General features: G+C 70.5%; 18 protein-coding genes. 11 read left to right on the top strand and 7 right to left on the bottom strand.

The features are described from left to right. Nucleotides 1-128: 128 nt before the first annotated feature. The 4 genes from ettA to C8E87_RS09360 all read left to right on the top strand — a co-directional run bounded on the left by ettA (nucleotide 129) and on the right by C8E87_RS09360 (nucleotide 3,609). Nucleotides 129-1,805 carry an energy-dependent translational throttle protein EttA gene (ettA, locus tag C8E87_RS09375; RefSeq protein ID WP_133872719.1) on the top strand — a complete coding sequence of 559 codons (1,677 nt, stop codon included), beginning with the start codon at nucleotides 129-131 and terminating at the stop codon, nucleotides 1,803-1,805. Continuing rightward, nucleotides 1,798-2,217, top strand: a complete 420-nt coding sequence (locus C8E87_RS09370; RefSeq protein WP_275409179.1) for an acyl-CoA thioesterase — start codon at nucleotides 1,798-1,800, stop codon at nucleotides 2,215-2,217. The genes ettA and C8E87_RS09370 overlap by 8 nt, the downstream gene beginning before the upstream one ends. Before the next feature lie 16 nt (nucleotides 2,218-2,233). Then, nucleotides 2,234-2,893: a DUF8185 domain-containing protein gene (locus C8E87_RS09365; RefSeq protein ID WP_133872718.1), complete on the top strand. Its 660-nt coding sequence runs from the start codon at nucleotides 2,234-2,236 to the stop codon at nucleotides 2,891-2,893. Nucleotides 2,894-3,024: 131 nt separating this feature from the next. Then, the gene (locus tag C8E87_RS09360) at nucleotides 3,025-3,609 is read left to right on the top strand and encodes a type III secretion system chaperone family protein (RefSeq protein ID WP_133872717.1); all 585 of its coding nucleotides are present in this window, start codon (nucleotides 3,025-3,027) and stop codon (nucleotides 3,607-3,609) included. Between the two features lie 6 nt (nucleotides 3,610-3,615). Here C8E87_RS09360 and C8E87_RS09355 read toward each other — a convergent pair whose 3' ends face one another. The 4 genes from C8E87_RS09355 to C8E87_RS09340 all read right to left on the bottom strand — a co-directional run bounded on the left by C8E87_RS09355 (nucleotide 3,616) and on the right by C8E87_RS09340 (nucleotide 8,061). Then, nucleotides 3,616-4,872 carry a delta-60 repeat domain-containing protein gene (locus tag C8E87_RS09355; protein ID WP_133872716.1) on the bottom strand — a complete coding sequence of 419 codons (1,257 nt, stop codon included), beginning with the start codon at nucleotides 4,870-4,872 and terminating at the stop codon, nucleotides 3,616-3,618. A gap of 88 nt (nucleotides 4,873-4,960) precedes the next feature. Next, a complete protein-coding gene (locus C8E87_RS09350) occupies nucleotides 4,961-5,365 on the bottom strand; it encodes a globin (RefSeq protein ID WP_203721009.1) in 405 nt (134 codons plus the stop codon). A gap of 41 nt (nucleotides 5,366-5,406) precedes the next feature. Then, on the bottom strand, nucleotides 5,407-6,699 hold the full coding sequence (locus tag C8E87_RS09345) for an MFS transporter (protein WP_239080704.1): 1,293 nt from the start codon (nucleotides 6,697-6,699) through the stop codon (nucleotides 5,407-5,409). Between the two features lie 291 nt (nucleotides 6,700-6,990). Then, nucleotides 6,991-8,061: a mechanosensitive ion channel family protein gene (locus tag C8E87_RS09340; protein WP_133872714.1), complete on the bottom strand. Its 1,071-nt coding sequence runs from the start codon at nucleotides 8,059-8,061 to the stop codon at nucleotides 6,991-6,993. Between the two features lie 212 nt (nucleotides 8,062-8,273). Between C8E87_RS09340 and C8E87_RS09335 the strand changes: the two genes are divergently transcribed. After that, complete coding sequence (locus tag C8E87_RS09335) at nucleotides 8,274-8,822, top strand: HNH endonuclease (RefSeq protein WP_133872713.1); 549 nt, start codon at nucleotides 8,274-8,276, stop codon at nucleotides 8,820-8,822. A 6-nt stretch (nucleotides 8,823-8,828) separates the two neighbouring features. Here the strand turns inward: C8E87_RS09335 and C8E87_RS09330 are convergent, their stop codons facing one another. Together C8E87_RS09330 and C8E87_RS09325 are read right to left on the bottom strand one after the other, a co-directional pair. Beyond that, the gene (locus C8E87_RS09330) at nucleotides 8,829-9,656 is read right to left on the bottom strand and encodes a class F sortase (RefSeq protein WP_133872712.1); all 828 of its coding nucleotides are present in this window, start codon (nucleotides 9,654-9,656) and stop codon (nucleotides 8,829-8,831) included. 4 nt (nucleotides 9,657-9,660) lie between these two features. Next, nucleotides 9,661-10,164: a hypothetical protein gene (locus C8E87_RS09325; protein ID WP_203721010.1), complete on the bottom strand. Its 504-nt coding sequence runs from the start codon at nucleotides 10,162-10,164 to the stop codon at nucleotides 9,661-9,663. 231 nt (nucleotides 10,165-10,395) lie between these two features. Here C8E87_RS09325 and ctaJ point away from each other — a divergent pair, with 231 nt between their 5' ends. The 3 genes from ctaJ to C8E87_RS09310 all read left to right on the top strand — a co-directional run bounded on the left by ctaJ (nucleotide 10,396) and on the right by C8E87_RS09310 (nucleotide 11,850). After that, the gene (ctaJ, locus tag C8E87_RS09320) at nucleotides 10,396-10,656 is read left to right on the top strand and encodes an aa3-type cytochrome oxidase subunit CtaJ (RefSeq protein ID WP_239080705.1); all 261 of its coding nucleotides are present in this window, start codon (nucleotides 10,396-10,398) and stop codon (nucleotides 10,654-10,656) included. 64 nt (nucleotides 10,657-10,720) lie between these two features. Continuing rightward, nucleotides 10,721-11,113 (top strand): DUF5130 family protein, encoded by a 393-nt coding sequence (locus tag C8E87_RS09315; protein WP_133876724.1) that lies wholly within the window; start codon nucleotides 10,721-10,723, stop codon nucleotides 11,111-11,113. Between the two features lie 167 nt (nucleotides 11,114-11,280). Beyond that, nucleotides 11,281-11,850, top strand: coding sequence for a Uma2 family endonuclease (locus C8E87_RS09310; protein ID WP_133872710.1), 570 nt, complete (start codon nucleotides 11,281-11,283; stop codon nucleotides 11,848-11,850). A gap of 1 nt (nucleotide 11,851) precedes the next feature. Here C8E87_RS09310 and pepN read toward each other — a convergent pair whose 3' ends face one another. Then, on the bottom strand, nucleotides 11,852-14,410 hold the full coding sequence (gene pepN, locus C8E87_RS09305; RefSeq protein WP_133872709.1) for an aminopeptidase N: 2,559 nt from the start codon (nucleotides 14,408-14,410) through the stop codon (nucleotides 11,852-11,854). A 201-nt stretch (nucleotides 14,411-14,611) separates the two neighbouring features. On the opposite strand from pepN, the gene C8E87_RS09300 reads away from it, so the two are divergent. Genes C8E87_RS09300 through C8E87_RS09290 form a run of 3 tightly spaced genes read left to right on the top strand, consistent with a single transcriptional unit; the run spans nucleotide 14,612 to nucleotide 16,953 of the window. Beyond that, entirely contained in the window at nucleotides 14,612-14,824 is a 213-nt protein-coding gene (locus C8E87_RS09300) for a hypothetical protein (protein ID WP_133872708.1), read from the top strand. Nucleotides 14,825-14,834: 10 nt separating this feature from the next. Next, nucleotides 14,835-16,034, top strand: a complete 1,200-nt coding sequence (locus tag C8E87_RS09295; RefSeq protein ID WP_133872707.1) for a DUF1015 family protein — start codon at nucleotides 14,835-14,837, stop codon at nucleotides 16,032-16,034. A gap of 4 nt (nucleotides 16,035-16,038) precedes the next feature. Next, a complete protein-coding gene (locus C8E87_RS09290) occupies nucleotides 16,039-16,953 on the top strand; it encodes an alpha/beta hydrolase (RefSeq protein WP_133872706.1) in 915 nt (304 codons plus the stop codon). The last annotated feature ends 5 nt before the right edge of the window (nucleotides 16,954-16,958 follow it).

Genomic DNA, 16,958 nt, shown 5'->3' with positions numbered 1-16,958 from the left:
AATCCCCGGGCGCGCGGCGGGGTTGTTTACAAGGGCCGCAGAGCGACCTGGAAAGATTGCGTCTGCATTCTGCGACTCATCCGGCACGTCTCAGCTCGAATTCATCGATCACGGAGGTAGGGCGCACCGTGGCCCAGTTCATCTACGTCCTGGAAAAGGCGCGCAAGGCGCACGGCGACAAGGTCGTGCTCGACAACGTGACGCTGAACTTCCTGCCGGGCGCCAAGATCGGCGTCGTCGGCCCGAACGGCGCCGGTAAGTCCACGCTGCTGAAGGTCATGGCCGGCGTCGAGACGCTCAGCAACGGCGAGGCCCGGCTCATGCCCGGCTACACCGTGGGCATGCTCGCGCAGGAGCCCCCTCTGAACGAGGAGAAGACCGTCCTCGGCAACATCGAGGAGGCGGTCGCCGACACCAAGGCCAAGCTCGACCGGTTCAACAAGATCGCCGAAGAGATGGCGACCGACTACACCGACGAGCTCATGGAAGAGATGGGCAAGCTGCAGGAGCAGCTCGACAACGTCAACGCCTGGGACCTCGACTCGCAGCTCGAGCTGGCGATGGACGCGCTGCGCTGCCCGCCGCCGGACGCCGACGTCACCCAGCTCTCCGGTGGTGAGCGCCGCCGCGTCGCGCTGTGCAAACTGCTGCTCGAGGCGCCCGACCTGCTGCTGCTCGACGAGCCCACCAACCACCTGGACGCCGAGAGCGTGCAGTGGCTGGAGCAGCACCTGGCCAAGTACGCCGGCACCGTCATCGCCATCACCCACGACCGGTACTTCCTGGACAACGTGGCCAACTGGATCCTCGAGCTCGACCGCGGGCGCACCTACCCGTACGAGGGCAATTACTCGACCTACCTCGACAAGAAGGCCCAGCGCCTGGCCGTCGAGGGTCGTAAGGACGCCAAGCTCAAGCGGCGCCTCACCGAGGAGCTCGAGTGGGTGCGGTCCAACGCGAAGGCCCGGCAGACCAAGAGCAAGGCCCGCCTCGACCGCTACGAGGAAATGGCCAGCGAGGCCGAGAAGACCCGCAAGCTCGACTTCGAAGAGATCCAGATCCCGCCGGGCCCGCGCCTGGGCAACACGGTGATCGAGGTCAACGACCTGGTCAAGGGCTTCGACGGGCGTACGCTGATCGACCACCTGTCGTTCTCGCTGCCGCGCAACGGCATCGTCGGCATCATCGGCCCCAACGGCGTCGGCAAGACCACCCTGTTCAAGACCATCGTGGGGCTGGAGAAGCCGGACGAGGGCTCGGTGCGCATCGGTGAGACCGTGCAGCTGTCGTACGTGGACCAGAGCCGCGAGGGTCTGATGGGCGACCAGACGGTGTGGGAGGTCGTCTCCGACGGTCTCGACCACCTCATGGTCGGCAAGGTCGAGATGCCGTCCCGGGCGTACGTGGCGGCGTTCGGCTTCAAGGGCCCCGACCAGCAGAAGCCGGTCAAGGTGCTCTCCGGTGGCGAGCGCAACCGGCTCAACCTCGCGCTGACGCTCAAGATCGGCGGCAACGTGATCCTGCTCGACGAGCCGACCAACGACCTCGACGTCGAGACCCTGGGCAGCCTCGAGAACGCGCTGCTCGATTTCCCGGGCTGCGCCGTGGTCATCTCCCACGACCGGATGTTCCTCGACCGGGTCGCCACCCACATGCTCGCGTGGGAGGGAACCGATGAGGACCCCGACAACTGGTTCTGGTTCGAGGGCAACTTCGAGGCGTACGAAAAGAACAAGATCGACAGGCTCGGCGCCGAGGCCGCCCGTCCGCACCGCGTGACGTACCGCAAGCTCACACGTGACTGAGTCTGCCCGCTTTGTGCATCACGTGCCCGTGCGCTGGTCCGACATGGACGCGTACGGGCACGTGAACAATGCGCGTTTCCTCACCCTGTACGAGGAGGCGCGTGTCGCCATGTTCTTCATCGGCGCCCGCGAGCACGGGCTGGGGTCGTTCGAGGAGGGCATCGTCATCGCCCGCCACGAGATCGACTACCTGCGCCCGATCGACTACGGAGATCCCGTACGGGTGGAGATGTGGATCTCGGAGCAGCGCGCGGCGTCGTTCACCGTCTCGTACGAGATGTTCGACAACGACGTGCTGGCCAGCCGGGCCCGTTCCGTCTGCGTGCCCTACCACCTGGCCAACGGGCACCCGCGGCGGCTCACGGAGGCCGAGCGGGAGTTCCTCAAGCCCTATCTCGAGGTGGCGTCGTGACCCTGCGCGGCCGGTCATGAACACCCACGGCCTGGTCGGCGTGCCCGACGCGGGCGCGTTCCTGGCCCGGTTGACCAGGTTGGACCCCACGGCCCCCGTTCGCCTGCGCACCGCCGGCGGCCGGGTGGCGCTCTGGGGCCGGCTGCCGTGGGAGGTGCTCGTCACCCGGGAGGTGGCCGGGCACGGCCCCGACGACGCCACCGTCGCGGCCGGCGAGCTGCTCGCCGTCCTGGCGCGGGGTGGCGACGAACTTCCGCTCCGGCGGGACGCCCAGTGGCGCTGGCCGCTGCCCCCGCCCGGCGGCGAGACCGTCGAATCGGTTTCCGGGGCGGAGCTGAACCGACTCGCCGAGGCGGCCGCGGGCACCCTGCGTGAGGTGTCGGCGGGCGGGCTGTCCGGTCGCTCGGTGGGGCAGCGGGCCGTTCGTGACGCCCTACTCGATCACGTGGCGCTGGTGGCCACTCCGGTTGGCGGGCGCCCGGTCGAGGTCTCGCAACGACTCGTTCAGGCGATCTCCCGGATGGGTTTCCTCGGCCCGGGACAGGTTCAGAGCGTTGAGGCCCGGGTTCGTGTGGCCGGGAATTGGGTGGGAATTTCTGCACCATATGGAGTGGCGTGGCTACAGGCGGTCAAGAAATTGACCGTTATGCCTATAGGTGGTCACCCGAAAGGGTGATGCCCGATCGGACGACCGGTCCCGCCCTCCAGTTGGGGGGATGACCTCCGCGACCGGTACGGGTACCGTCGGCCCTCGGATCCACTCGCTACGTCCGGCGGTGGGTTCGCTGGGGAGTGAGGTGCACAAAGATGCCGTGGTGGTCATGGCGTCCGGGTTCCGCCGCGGGCAGCGCGCCGGAGGCCGACGAGGATTCGACGGTTCGCAGCGGCACGGTGCGTGTCGGAGTTCCCGCGCAGCGTGAGCCGGGCCGGCTGCCGGTTCCGGTCGAGGTGAACGGCAGCGAGGAGCCCGAGGTCGTCGCCCCGGTGACGCTCGCACGCATCGGCAAGTCGCTGGATCTGCTCGACATCCGTTTCCTCGCCGACGGCGGCGGCAGCCTGCTGGCCATGTGGGAGCGGCACGCGGTGCTGTTCACCCTCGAAGGCCCGGACGACGAGATCCTCGTGATGCGCGCCCGCCCGCACGCCACGGTTCCGCCCGACTGGGCCGACCGCGCCTACCGGGTGGTCAACGAGTGGAACCACACCCGCCGCTTCTGCAAGGCCTACGTGGGCGACCCCACCGAACGGGGCCAGCTCCCGATCTACGCCGAGCTCCAGGTGCCTCTGGCCGCCGGCGCCCACGACCCGCTGCTGACGGAACTCCTGGACTGCGGCGCAGCGGTGGCCACCTCCTTCGTGGACTGGCTGCACGACGAAGGCGCCCTCCTTTAGCCCCGGTCAGCGCATGGGGAACAGGCCGATGCGGCCGTGGTACTCCTTGCCCAGCTCGTCGGTGTCGGAGCCGACCAGCAGGCCCTGGGGCAGGGCTACGAAGACCCGGACGCCGACGCCGCGCTTGCGGGTGGGGTTCCACGACAACGAGCGGCCGGTGCTGGAGCTGACGGCGCCGATCCCCGGGCGCGACACCGCTCCGGGGCCGGGGCCCTTGGCGTCGGTGCCGTACGGGTTGTCGAAGTAGCGCTGGTGCCCGCCGAGGTAGACAGCCGCCCCGGTCACGGCCACCGCGTACAGCGAGTCGCCACCCGTACGCTGTACCCAGGTGGGATTGTGCCGCCCGGCGCCGCCCACCTCGAAGCGGGCCGCCGAGTCGCACAGCCGGTCGGGGGAGGACGCGCGCCCGGTCGCCGCGACCACGATGTACGAGCCGTCGGGCGAGAACTTCACCTGGCGCAGGTACGTGTCGAAGCCCTTCATGCACTGCGGCTTGTAGGCGTCGGTGTACCAGTTGGACAGCTGCGCCGTGGGGCCGGCCACGTCGAACATGGCGATCTGGGTGCGGTCGTATCCGCTCGCCCGCAGCAGCGCGCCGATGGCGACCAGTTTGCGCCCGTCGGGCGAGATGTCGAAGTGCTCGACCCTGGTCCGGGTGAGGCCGGGGGCGCTGAGGCGGGCGTCGAAGCCGGTGTCGACCGCGCCCGTGTCGGCGTTGAGGCGGGCGAGCCCGGCCCGGTTGACCCCGTTGATCGCCTGGAACGTCCCGGCCGCGTACAGGCGGGAGCCGCGGGCCTGCAACGCCCGGACGTCACCCCACCCGATCCTGGCTGTGAAGGCGCTGACCCGCTGCCCGCCGAGGGTGAGTTTGGTCAGGCCACGCTGGGCGGCGCCGTTGACGGTCTTGAAGGCGCCGCCGGCGTAGACCGTGCCGCCGGGGCCGGCCGAGAGCGAGTAGACCGCGCCGTCGACCTGCGGGGCGAAGCTGCGGACGGCCCCGTCGTGCAGGCCGAAGGCGAACAGGTTCTTGCGGGCGAAGGTGGTTCGGCGGCTGCTGTCGGCGACCTTGGTGAAGGCGCCGCCGACGACCACGGTGTCACCGACCACCGCCATCGACCAGACCGTTCCGTCCAGGACGTGCGGCGTGTAGTCGACCGGGTTGGTCGAGACCACGGTGGAGTGGGCCATGTCGGCCGCGGCGGGGTGCGCGCACGCCAGGGCGGCGGCGACGACGGTGGCAGCGGCGAGCAGGCGGCGGCGCATGGCGAGCTCCTGGTCGTAGTACCCGAAATTTCAGGTGATCAGCGAGTTTGTCACCCGATCAACGACATAGGGGCTCTTCGGGGAACGTTCAGCCGTTCTCGTCCATGCTGTTGACCATGAAGTAGGCCGCGCGCTCGAGGTAGTTCCACAGCTCGTCGTGCAGGGGCTGCGGCAGCTCGATCGAGTCGACGGCGTCGCGCATGTGCTTGAGCCAGGCGTCCCGCGCCGCCGGGTCGACCCGGAACGGCGCATGCCGCATGCGCAGCCGCGGGTGCCCCCGGGACGCCGAGTACGTGTTCGGGCCGCCCCAGTACTGCATGAGAAACAGCGTCAGCCGGTCGGCCGCCGGTCCGAGGTCTTCCTCGGGATACATCGGGCGCAGCAGCGGGTCGTCGGCGACGCCCTGGTAGAACCGGTCGACGAGGCGCCGGAAGGTGGGCTCGCCGCCGACGGCGTCGAAGAAGCTGGCCTCTTTCGGAGCGGGTGCGGTCACCTGTCCATCCTGCCAGCCGCGCGGCACGACGACCGCCACGGTCAGGGCGCCTCGGGTGTGATGCTGGTCGTGGCGACGCTCGGGCGGGCCGGGGGCTGCGCCGGCGGCGTGGTGGGCGCGGCCGCGGCGGCCTCGGCCGCGGCGGCGAACACGGCGGGCCGTGGCCAGCGCCGGGCCAGGACACCCAGCACGATCACGCCCCCGACGCTCCACAGCCCGACGACCAGCGGAAGCCAGAAGTGGTCGGCCAGCAGGCCGGTCACCATCACCGCGCCGAACTGGCTGAACTGCAGGCCGGTCTGCATGACGCCGTACGCCCGGGCGCGGTACCCGTGCGGCAGGATCAGCACGAATTTGCCGTTCAGGGTGGGCATGACTCCGCCCTGGGCGAAGCCGGACAAGCCGACCAGCACGGCGACGACCGGCGCGGGCGGCGCGGCGATGGCGGGCACGAGCGCGAACGCCGAGAAGACGGCGAGCGGCCGCACCAGCAGGTCGCGCCGGGACGGCCCGGCAAGCCGGTTGATCAGCACCCCGCCCACCACGTAGCCGAGCGGCCCGGCGGCCATGATCAGGCCCTGGTTGAGGCCCTGGGTGGCCGGGTCCCCGCTGCTCTCGGCGGCCCAGGCGGCGGCCAGACCCTCGGGGACGATGGCGAACATCGTCAGGACGAAGACCATGATCGCGATGGCGCGCAGCGTGGGCACCCCGAACACCAGCCGGAAACCCTCGGCGGACTCCCGCAGCAGGTGGCTGCGGTGGGCGCGGGCGTGCGCGGCCGGGCGGCGCCGCACGTACGCGGCGACGAGGCCGGCCGAGACCGCGAACGTGATCACATCGATGACCAGCGCCACCTGCGGACTGAGCGCGGTGGCCAGGGCGGCGCCGGCGACATAGCCGAAGACCTGGGCGGCCTGCACGCTGGTGGTGTTGGTGGCGACCGCCATCGCCAGCTTGTCGCGGCCCACCACGAGCGGTTGCAGCGCCGAGCGGGCCGCCTGCGTGGGCGGCGTGCCCAGGCTGGCCAGGAAGACGATCAGCAGCATGACCGGCGTCGGCACGTGCGGGATCAGCAGGAGCGCGATGAGCGCCATGCGGTAGATGTCGGCCACGATGAGCACCCGGCGGTACGGATACCGCTCGGCCAGCGCCGCCAGCAGCGTGCCGCCGATGATCCACGGCAGGAAGCTGACCGCGAACGCCGCCGCCGACAGCAGGACCGACTGGCTCTGCTGGTAGACGAGGACGGTGATGGCGGCCCGGGCCAGGTAGTCGCCGACCCAGTTGGTGACGAGGGACAGGTAGAGCGCCCGATACTCGCGATTGGCGAACAAGTCGCGGAAAGTTACCAGGCGCTCGCCCTCGGTAGTTGCACGATGCCGACCGGCTGCTCGTGCATCTGGGTCCTCGGACACCGGGCCCTCCATCGTTTACGGCGTTCCGCCGGGTCACGGCGGTCACCGGGCGCGCCTTCCTCGGGGTCCGTGCCCTGAAGGAACGTGATGCCGCAAGTGCAAATGCTCAAGCGGATTCTGCCCGATCGTCCGAGCCGATGCTAGGGCGTACGGGGGAATTGTCGGCCGTTCGGTCGGCTCCGGCCTCACCCGGAAGACCTAATTCCCAGCTCAGGTCGCCCCGCCCGGCTGCCGGTCGCTTCCGGAATCCTGGAAGAAAGCGGGCGGCACCGAGCCGCGCGGAAGCAATCGAGAGGCGGCGATCCGTTCGGACAGCCCCGAGGCCTCGAGCGACTCGGTGAGCGCTCGCCGGAGTGCGCGCTGGACAGCGAACTGCCCGTCGGCGGTGGTCTTGGCGATCGTGCGGATCACCGCGCCGTCCACGGTCAGTTGCTCGACGCCGATCACGTCAGGCGGCTCGAGGAACTCGGTCTGGTGCTCGGCCTGGTCGGCCACGGCCTCGGCGGCATCGCGCAGCACCGCGATCGCCTCCTCCGAGTTGACGAAGCCGATCGGAATGTCGATCACCACCATGGCCCAGCCCTGGCTCTTGTTGCCCACCCGCACGATCTCGCCGTTGCGGATGTACCAGAGCACGCCACGCGCGTCGCGGATCTGGGTGATGCGCAGCCCGACCGTCTCGACCACGCCGGTCGCCTCGCCCACGTCCACCGTGTCACCCACGCCGTACTGGTCCTCCAGCAGCATGAACAGACCCGCTATCAGGTCCTTGACCAGGCTCTGCGCGCCGAAGCCGAGCGCGACGCCGACGATGCCGGCGCTGGCCAGCAGCGGGCCCAGGTTGAAGCCGAGCTCCCCGAAGACCAGCAGGGCCGCCATGGTGAAGACCACCGCGCTGACGAAGCTGCGCAGCACCGAGCCGATCGCCTCGGCCCGTTGCCGCCGTCGCTCCGGGATGAACTGGCCCTCCTCGGCGCTCGCGGCCACCCGCTCCTTGAGCGGTTTCAGCAGCGCCGGCATCGAGGCGCGGCTGGTGCTGGTGGTCAGGCGGTCGATCGCCCGGTGGATCAGCCAGCGGATCAGCAGCGCGATCAGGATGATGCCGAGGATGCGCAGCGGCTTCACGATGATCACGTAGCTGCTGTTCGCGAGCCACTGGTTGCCGGTCCACTCGAAGACACGGCTGCACACCACGTCGGTGTTGCAGATCTTGGATACGTCGGGCGTGACGTAGACGTCGGTGGGAGTGGACGGATCGGGGGTGGGAGCTAGCAACAACACGGGAAGCCACCGTACCGGGCGCGCCCGGACCGGCTCTCAGCCACCGCACAGCGCCCTGACCTCAGACGTTTACCGTCAGGCCACGGATTGTGCTCGCAATTTGGCCTTTCGTCAGGGATTATTGGCGCACGAGGCATCGTTGGCGACGCCTCGTTAGTCGGCTGCGATGACAACAGGAGCGGTGACAGCGCCTAACACCGAAGGGTGATGCGATGCCTGACATACGACCCACAGTGGGCTCATCCGCGTTGGTTCTGAACGCCACCTACGAGCCGCTGTGCGTCGTATCGGTGCGTCGAGCGACCATCCTCGTCCTGACGGCCAAGGCAGAGTGCGTCTCCGACGGCGACGGCATCCTGCACAGTGCGCACACCACCCTCCCGGTCCCCTCGGTCGTCCGCCTGACCCGATACGTGAAGGTGCCGTACCGGACTCATGTCGGTCTCTCCCGGCGCGCGATCTTCGCCCGCGACGGTGGCCGTTGCGCCTACTGCCGCGGCTCGGCCGAGACCATCGACCACGTGTTCCCCCGCAGCCGCGGCGGCTTGCACGCCTGGGACAACGTGGTCGCCGCGTGCGCCAAGTGCAATCACAGCAAGGGCGACAAGACCCCGGCCGAGCTCGGCTGGCGGCTGCACCAGATACCGGCGGCGCCCCGGGGGGTGGCCTGGCGCGTGCTCGGCCATCGCACACCCGACCCCCGTTGGGCCGACTGGCTCGACCTCCCCGCCGCCCCGGCTGTCTCGGCCGAGGCGGCGTAGTTTTTCTCAGGTCTTGCTCGCGGAGACCAGGGAGGCGAAGACGACGATGTTGTCGGAGTATCCCGTGCTGCCTCCGACCCAGCGCCCGCCGCAGGTCATGAGCCGCAGCGACGGCCGGCTGTAGTCGCCGTAGACCCGCTGCACCGGCAGCTTGCCCTTGTCGAAGTGCTCGACCGAGTTGACCTCGAAGACCGCCACCGAGTTGTCGGCACGGGTGACCTCGATGCGCTGCCCGGGCTTAAGCTTGGGCAGTTGTTTGAAGACCGAGGGCCCCGTACGCGTGTCCGCGTGCCCGACGATCAGGGCCGGCCCGAACTGCCCGGGCGTGGGCCCGCCGTCGAACCACCCGGCCTCGTTGTGCCGCTTCAGGGGCGGGACGCCGACCGAGCCGTCCGCGGCCAGGCCCACCTCGAGGATCGGCGCCTGCACGTTGATCGACGGGATGCTGAGCCGCTCGGGGCGGCTCGGCTCGAGCACCGGGAAGGCGCGCGGCGGTGGCTCGTTCTTGGCCGAGCCGCCGAAGATGCTCGCCAGATCGACATTGGTGGCCGCGCCGATGCCCATGGCCACCACGAACAGGCCGAGGAAGAGCAGGGCCAGCGCGATGAACCCGATCGGCCACGGCTTGCGGCCGCGCATCGGCCGGGGCGGCTGCTTGGGCACGGGCCGGGGGCTGGGGGCGCGGAAGGGTGGGCGCCCGGAGGCCGGCCGTGGGGCCGGGAGCGGGCCCGTGATGACACCGGGCGGCGGAGCGACGATCTCGGCCGGGCGCTTGCGCAGCACCGACTCGGGCATCCGGGGCCCGGGCGCGGAGGGGGACTGTCGGGCGGCCATGCGCCTAGCCGAGCCGCCGCCGGCGCAGCGCGACCACGCCCAGTCCGAGCGCCGCCACGACGATGGTCAGGCCACTGCCGATCAGCACGGGAGCGTTGCGCCCGGGGGCCGTGCCGCCGCCGCCCGTCGCGGGTCCGCGTGCGGGCTGCACCTTGGCCACCACGTGCAGGGTGGCCGTGGCGGTGGCGCCGTCCGGGCAGGTGAGGTCGACCCGGTAGTCACCGGGGCGGGTCGTGTTCGGCACCCTGGCCGTCGCGGTCAGGAAGCCGTAGCGCGGCGCCACAGTGACCGACCCGAACAGTCCCGACGTGACGGTGGCCGCCTTGAGATTGTCATCACAGGAGGCACGGAACCCGACCTCGTCGCCGGCCGGCACCGTGCTCGGGCTCAGTTCGAGGAAGATGGCCGCGCGGGCGGCTGCCGCGGGTCGTGCCGCGAGGACCGGGACGAACAGGACAGGTATCCCCAGAGCGAGCGCCGCCAGGGCGGCGGGGACGGGCAGGCGCATCGGTTCCCCCTCCTGCCGCCCGTGGACGCGTGGGCACGAACGGCGCGTGAGGGTGATTTTCGCACCCCGCGGCCGATTCCGCGTAGATCCCGACGGCGTGAGAACCCGGTTCGACACCCGACGGTCCGGGACGACCAGCGCTCCGCTACCGTGACAGTTGTTCGGATCAACTGGGATCACAGACGCCTGGGGGCGTTGAGGTTGTCGATTTCTATCACCGTTTTGGTCTACGTGATCATTCCGGCTGCCGTGATCGGGCTGATCGTCGCGCTGTCCCTGGCGGGATCGCGTGACGAGAAGCAGCCGGATCGTCGATACCGGCCCGGTCGTCCCTACGACTTCCGGCCGATCTGGTTCCTGGCCGCGCCGGAGCAGGTCGTCGGCGGCGCCGCCGGCCACACCAAGCCGGCCCTGCCCGGCCCCGTGCTGGAGGACAGCAGCGGCGCCCGGGTGAGGCCCGGTTCCACAGGAGGCGCAAGTGACAGCTGGTGACCTGGCCGCGCAGGGTGGGCAAGATCAGCCCCTGACCGCGCTCGAGCGCCCGGGTGGCGACACCATCGTGGCCCATCACGGGCACGATGCCGGCGCCGCCGAGGGCCCCTTCACGACCCGGCAGCTGCTGCGGCTCGACCACGCGCTCCGGATCGCGAACACCGAGACCGGCCTCACGTTCAGCGTCTACATCGGTGAGTTCGAGACACCGGCCCGCGAGCACGCCGAGCGGCTGCACCGGCAGATCGAGGGGGCCGAGGTCGCCGTGCTCATCGCGATCTCGCCCAACCAGCGCAAGCTCGAGATCGTGACCGGCAGCGAGGCGCGTAAGCGCATCTCCGACCGGGACGCGAAGCTGGCCGGCCTCTCGATGGCGGCCGCGTTCGCGGGGGGCGATCTGGCCGGCGGAGTGGTCGCCGGTATCGACCAGCTGGCCAGTCACGCCGGACGCGCTTAGTCAGATCTAGGACAGTGCCCCCGTTCCGCCGCTGGTGGGGTGGGGGCTTTTGTCTGGGCAGCGCAGTCGATCCCTCCCCGAAACCGCGCGGTAACAACACCGTGTAGGTAGGCTCGTTACCCCGTGCGACGACGCATCGGGTTGCGGTGGAGGTGGTCCGCTTGGTGATGACAAGTCCGGCTGTCAGCACGGTGCCCCACCGGTGGCCGACGCCGGAGGGCCGCTGGACCGAACCCGATCTTCACCTGTTCCCGCAGGACGGCCACCGCTACGAGATCGTGGACGGCAGCCTGCACGTCGCCCCGCCCGAGCCCGAGTCGCACGAGGCGATCGTCCGCGGGGTGGTCACCACCCTGCGCGCGGCGGCCCCGCCCGGCTGGTGGGTCTGCGACCGCCTCGGCGTCGAGATCGGCGACAGCAATCTGGTGCCCGACGTGACGGTGCTGCGGCCGCGCTCGTCCGGAGCCGTCTGGTGCGACCCGGCCGACGTGGCCCTGGTCGTCGAGGTCGAGACGACCGCCACCCGCCGCTTCGACCGCCTGCTCAAGCCCTCGCTGTACGCCGAGGCGGGCATCGCGGCGTTCTGGCGGGTCGAGCCGGGCCGGGCGAGCCCGCTGCTGCACACCTACGAGCTGGGCGCTGCCCGCTACCGCACCGTGCACAGCATCGAGGGCGCCGAGCCGGTCAAGCTCGACGCCCCCTATCCCGTCCGGGTCGCCCCGGCGGCGTGGATCTAGATCACGCGGCGCTCTTGTCCTTCGCGCGTGCCTTCAGGGCCCGTACGACACCGTCGCGACCCTCGGCGACCAGCCGGCGCAGCGAGGCGGGGTTGCCCTCCTTGGCCAGCCAGGCGTCGGTCATCGCGACCGTCTCCTCGCTGATCTGATAGACCGGGTAGCCCATCATCGCGAACTCCTGCGCGGGCTCGCTGTCCGAGCGGGCCCACACGTCGGCCACCACGTCGAAGAACTTCTCGGCGTACGGGGCGGTGAGGTCGGGCCGCCTGGCGCTCTGGAAGCCGCTGAGCAGCGAGCGGTTGAGCCAGTTGGGCACGTCCTTCTCGCCGGTCAGCTCGGCCCACACGCGTGCCTTGTTCTCGGCCGTGGGCACCAGGGCCCGGGCTACCGCCGCCTCGCGTTCGCCGCTGGCCGTACGGTCGGAGTTGAGCTCGTCCTCGATCTGTTCGTCCGTCGCCGCGCCCAGCGACGCCAGCGCCTGCAGCAGCGACCAGCGCAGCTCCGTGTCGACGACCAGGCCCTCGGGCACGCCCTCGCCGTGGAGCCAGCCGCGCAGCACGGCCTGCTCGTCGGGCGTGCGGGCGGCGCCGATGAACGAGCGGGCCCAGGTGAGCTGCCAGCCGCTGCCGGGCTCGGCCGTCGCCAGCGACGTGCGGGCCAGCTCGGCCAGCTGCGCCCAGCCGGTGGCCTGCCAGGCCGGGTCGGCGTACTGCGCGACCGCTGTCGACGCCTGCCGGGCCGTCCAGGTGGTGAGGTTGATGTCGGTCTCGGCGGGCAGGCCCGAGCAGACCAGCGTCACGTAGTCGCGGGCGGCCAGCTCGGCGTCGCGCAGCATGTCCCACGCCGCGTTCCAGCACAGCGCGCGCGACAGCGACGAGTCGAGCCCGTCGATGTGCCGCACGACGGTGGCCATCGACCGCTCGTCCAGCCGGAGTTTCGCGTACGAGAGGTCGTCGTCGTTGAGCAGCAGCACGTCGGCCGCCTTGACGCCGGTCAGCGCGGTGATCTCGGTGCGCTCGCCGGTGACGTCGATCTCGAGCAGGTCGCGCCGCACCAGACGGTCACCCTCGAGGTCGTAGAGCCCGACCCCGATGCGGTGGGTGCGCAGCGTCGGGTAGTCGGCCGGGGCCTCCTGCTGCACGACCACCTGGCTGTACGTGCCGTCGGAGCCGATCTCGACGAGCGGGCGCAGCGTGTTGACCTGGGCCGTCTCGAGCCACTGGGCGGCGAACTTGCGCAGCTCGCGGCCGGACGCCGTCTCGAGCTCGCTGAGCAGGTCGTCGAAGGTGGCGTTGCCCCAGGCGTGCTTGCCGAAGTACGCCCGCAGGCCGGTGAGGAACGAGTCGAGGCCCACGTACGCGACCAGCTGCTTGATCACGCTGGCGCCCTTGGCGTACGTGATGCCGTCGAAGTTGACCTCCACGGCCTCGAGGTCGGGCATCTCGGTGTAGACCGGGTGCGTCGACGACAGCTGGTCCTGGCGGTAACCCCAGCTCTTGCGTACGGAAAGGAAGGTCGTCCAGGCGTCGGTGAAGCGCGTGGCGTGCGTGTTGCACCAGTGGCTGGCCCACTCGGCGAACGACTCGTTCAGCCACAGGTCGTTCCACCAGCGCATGGTCACGAGGTCGCCGAACCACATGTGGGCCATCTCGTGCAGGATCGTGTTCGCGCGCTGCTCGTACTCGAAGTCGGTGACCTGCGAGCGGTAGATGTAGTGCGCCTCGGCGTGCGTCACGCAGCCGAAGTTCTCCATCGCGCCGGCGTTGAAGTCGGGCACCCACAGCTGGTCGTACTTGGGCAGCGGGTAGCGCACCCCGAACTGCTCGTGGAAGAAGTCGAAGCCCTGCTTGGTGACCAGGAACAGGTCGTCCGGGTCGAGGTACTGCGCCATCGACGCGCGGCAGAAGACACCGAGCGAGATGCCGTCGTGCTCATCGCGCACCTCGTGGTACGGCCCGGCGCAGATCGCGGTGATGTACGTGCTCATCCGCGCCGACGTCTGGAAGTGCACGGTCTTGGCCCCCGGCCCGGCGGGCTCGTCCCGCTCGACCGGCATGTTCGAGATGACCTTCCAGTGCTTCGGGACGGTCGCGTGCCAGGTGTAGACGCTCTTGAGGTCGGGCTGGTCGAAGCAGGCGTAGACCCGCTGGGCGTCGGCCGTCTCGAACTGGCTGTAGAGGTAGACCTCCTTGTCGACCGGGTCGGCGCTGCGCTGCAGGCCCTGCCCGCTCGCCGAGTACGCGAAGTCGGCGTCCACGACCAGTTCGTTCTCGGCGGCCAGCCCGGTCAGGGTCAGGCCCTTCTCGGCCGAGAAGCCGTCCAGGTCGATGGCCTCGCCGTTGAGCGTGGCCGACCGTACGGACGCGGCCGCGGTCTCGATGAAGGTCTCCGCACCCGGCTCTCGGCAGGTGAAGGTCACCACCGTGGTGGAGCGGAACGTGCCGTCGCCGGGATTGCCGTGGCCGTCGGTCAGATCCAAGGTGATGTCATACCCGGTGACATCCAGCAGCCGGGCCCGCTCGGCTGCCTCCACCTGGGTCAAATTACGAACTCCGGCCACAGTCACTCTCCTCTGAGCGCACACGCTTTCCCTGCCAGCCTAGGCGTCGGCCCGGTACCACACCGCACCCGGCGTCAGGCTGCCCCTCGCCGACGGTCCCATATGTGACCGAACGTCGGGTGTGGTCGTCAAAGCGACACCGCGTCCCCCGTCGTCTCGTTGGGTGAGGTGATGCACACCTCATCCTTTACGGAGGCGAAGATGGCGGACTCCGACGCCGTCGCCCAGTCCTGTTTCGCGGTGCACCGCGGGGCCTGGACCAACCTGCCGGCCGAGCTGGCCGCCCTGGTCGCGCCGCCGGTGACGGTTCAGGCCGTGCCCTGCGAGCGCGCGGTCGGCAGCTGGCGCCGCGGTCAGCTGGCCAGGTCACGCGGCAACATGCCCGTCGGCAAGCACGCTCGGGCCGCCCGGTAGTTTCGACCCCATGACGGTCGTGCATCCGATCAGCCGGGCCTGGGTCACCACAGGTGGCACCGGCGCCCAGAACTACGACGAATTCGCCGACGACGCCGAAATCACGTCCATCATCGCCGACAATCCGCATAGTTCTCTCGCGATCGAGATGCCGCATCTGGCTCCCGATTCCGTGGGCAAGTCGTTCCCGCAGTCGCTGCCCGACGCGGTCGCGCGCCTCGCGCTCGAGCGGGCCGAGGGTTTCTACACCCCGGCCGACGACGTGGTGGTGCTCTACCGCATCACGGCGCCCGGCGAGCCGGCCGCGTACGGGCTCTGGAGCATGGTCGACACCGATCAGATCTCCACCAGCGCCGACGAGCCCGGCCTGGTGATCCGCAACGAGGACGTGTTCCTCGAAAAGGTGCGCGAGCGGGTCGCCCTGGCCGAGGCGGTGGCGACGCTGTTGTCGCCGGTGCTGCTGCTGCAGACGGCCAAGGGCGAGGAACTGCACGCGGCGCTGGCCGCGGCCACCGAGCAGGCGGGCGCCCCCGCCGCCACCGACACCGACCAGACCGGCCGCACCCACGCCATCTGGGTCGTGGGCCCCGGCCCGCTCCAGTCCGAGCTGACCGAGCTGGCCGGCGGGGGCGAGCTGGTCGTCGCCGACGGCAACCACCGCAGCCTGGCCGCGCAGACCGCCGGCCTGCCCCGCTTCCTGGCCGTCGTCACCACCCCCGCCTCGGTCGCCATCCAGCCCTACAACAGGCTGGTCAGCGAGCTGACGGTGAGCGTGGAGGAGCTGATGGCGCGGCTGCGCGCGGCCGGGGCGACGGTGACCGAGGTGCCCCGCCCGGCCCGGATCCCGGCCAAGGGCACCGTCGAGCTCTACACGACCGGCGGCCGCTCGTTCACGATCGGGCTGCCGGTCGACACGAGCCTGCCCGACGTCGACAACCTCGACCACGCGCTGGTCGAGCGGGTGCTGCTGCGTGACGTGCTGGGCCTCGACCCGGGCGACAAGCGGATCAACTACATCGGCGGCGACTACCCGGCCGAGTGGCTGCGCGGCGAGGTCGACGCCGAGCGGTCCGAACTGGCCGTGCTGGTGGCGCCCGTGACCGTCGACGACTTCGTCCGGGTCAACCTCGAACGCCAGAAACTGCCCCGCAAGAGCACGTGGTTCACCCCCAAGGCCCGGGGCGGCCTCGTGCTGGCCCAGCTCGACTGAGCACATGCTCAACCCCCAGGTCACCGCCGCGGCCGGGCTTCGTGCCCGGCCGCCCGCCGCCCTGACCGAGACGCACGAGGTGCTCGCGTTCACCCGGCAGGCGATGGAGGACGCCAACGAGGCCGAGTGCGGCCCCGCGCTGCCGCTTCCCGTGGTGGTGGACGTCGATGCCGGGGGAGTGCCGGCCCGGCTCTACGCGACCCGGGTCGACGCGCCCTTGTTCGTCTACGCGCACGGCGGCGGCTGGTGTTACGGCAGCATCGAGACTGTCGACAGGTTCTGCCGCCGTGTCGCCGACCGCTCCGGCTGTGCCGTGCTGTCGGTCGGGTACAGGCTTGCCCCCGAGCACCCCTTCCCGGCCGCTCTGGAGGACGTCGAGGCGGTTCTCGCGTACGCGCGCAAGGCCGGCGCCGCCGAGCTCGGTGTCGACCCGTCCCGGCTGGCCATCGGCGGCGACAGCGCGGGCGGTCAGCTCGCCACGGTCGTGGCCCGTCGGCAGCGCGACGCGGCGACCCCGCTCGATCTGCAGGTGCTGATCTACCCCGCGATCGACCCGATGACCGCCTCGGAGTCGTTCGACGAGGTCGGCTCGTACGGGCTGGACCGCGCCTCGATGAAGCGGGCCTGGGAGACGTACGTCCCCGACCCGCTGACCCGGTTCACGCCGGACGTCGCGCCGCTGGCCGCCGAGGAGCTGGCCGGCCTGCCACCCACCCTGATCATCACCGCCGAGTACGACGCCCTGCGCGACGAGGGCGCCGACTACGCCGACGCGCTGCTGGCGGCCGGCGTGCCCGTCGTGCACACCCGCTACATGGGGGTGAATCATGGTTTCGCGCGCAAGCTGGCCGTGATCGACGACGCGCGGGTGGCCACCGATCAGGTCGCGGCGTACCTGCGCGCGGGCTTGACCTTCTGACCGTC

This window comes from Paractinoplanes brasiliensis, assembly GCF_004362215.1.
Taxonomy (GTDB): Bacteria; Actinomycetota; Actinomycetes; order Mycobacteriales; family Micromonosporaceae; genus Actinoplanes; species Actinoplanes brasiliensis.
Note: the sequence above shows the minus strand (reverse complement) of the source record. Positions and strands in the feature narration are given on the sequence as shown.

Bases quoted from the DNA above. Each gene is read 5' to 3' on its own strand.
- C8E87_RS09365 (WP_133872718.1), top strand. From the start codon at position 2,234: ATGAACACCCACGGCCTGGTCGGCGTGCCCGACGCGGGCGCGTTCCTG.
- C8E87_RS09360 (WP_133872717.1), top strand. From the start codon at position 3,025: ATGCCGTGGTGGTCATGGCGTCCGGGTTCCGCCGCGGGCAGCGCGCCG.
- C8E87_RS09355 (WP_133872716.1), bottom strand. From the start codon at position 4,872: ATGCGCCGCCGCCTGCTCGCCGCTGCCACCGTCGTCGCCGCCGCCCTG.
- C8E87_RS09335 (WP_133872713.1), top strand. From the start codon at position 8,274: ATGCCTGACATACGACCCACAGTGGGCTCATCCGCGTTGGTTCTGAAC.
- C8E87_RS09330 (WP_133872712.1), bottom strand. From the start codon at position 9,656: ATGGCCGCCCGACAGTCCCCCTCCGCGCCCGGGCCCCGGATGCCCGAG.
- C8E87_RS09325 (WP_203721010.1), bottom strand. From the start codon at position 10,164: ATGCGCCTGCCCGTCCCCGCCGCCCTGGCGGCGCTCGCTCTGGGGATA.
- C8E87_RS09310 (WP_133872710.1), top strand. From the start codon at position 11,281: ATGACAAGTCCGGCTGTCAGCACGGTGCCCCACCGGTGGCCGACGCCG.
- C8E87_RS09300 (WP_133872708.1), top strand. From the start codon at position 14,612: ATGGCGGACTCCGACGCCGTCGCCCAGTCCTGTTTCGCGGTGCACCGC.
- C8E87_RS09295 (WP_133872707.1), top strand. From the start codon at position 14,835: ATGACGGTCGTGCATCCGATCAGCCGGGCCTGGGTCACCACAGGTGGC.
- C8E87_RS09290 (WP_133872706.1), top strand. From the start codon at position 16,039: ATGCTCAACCCCCAGGTCACCGCCGCGGCCGGGCTTCGTGCCCGGCCG.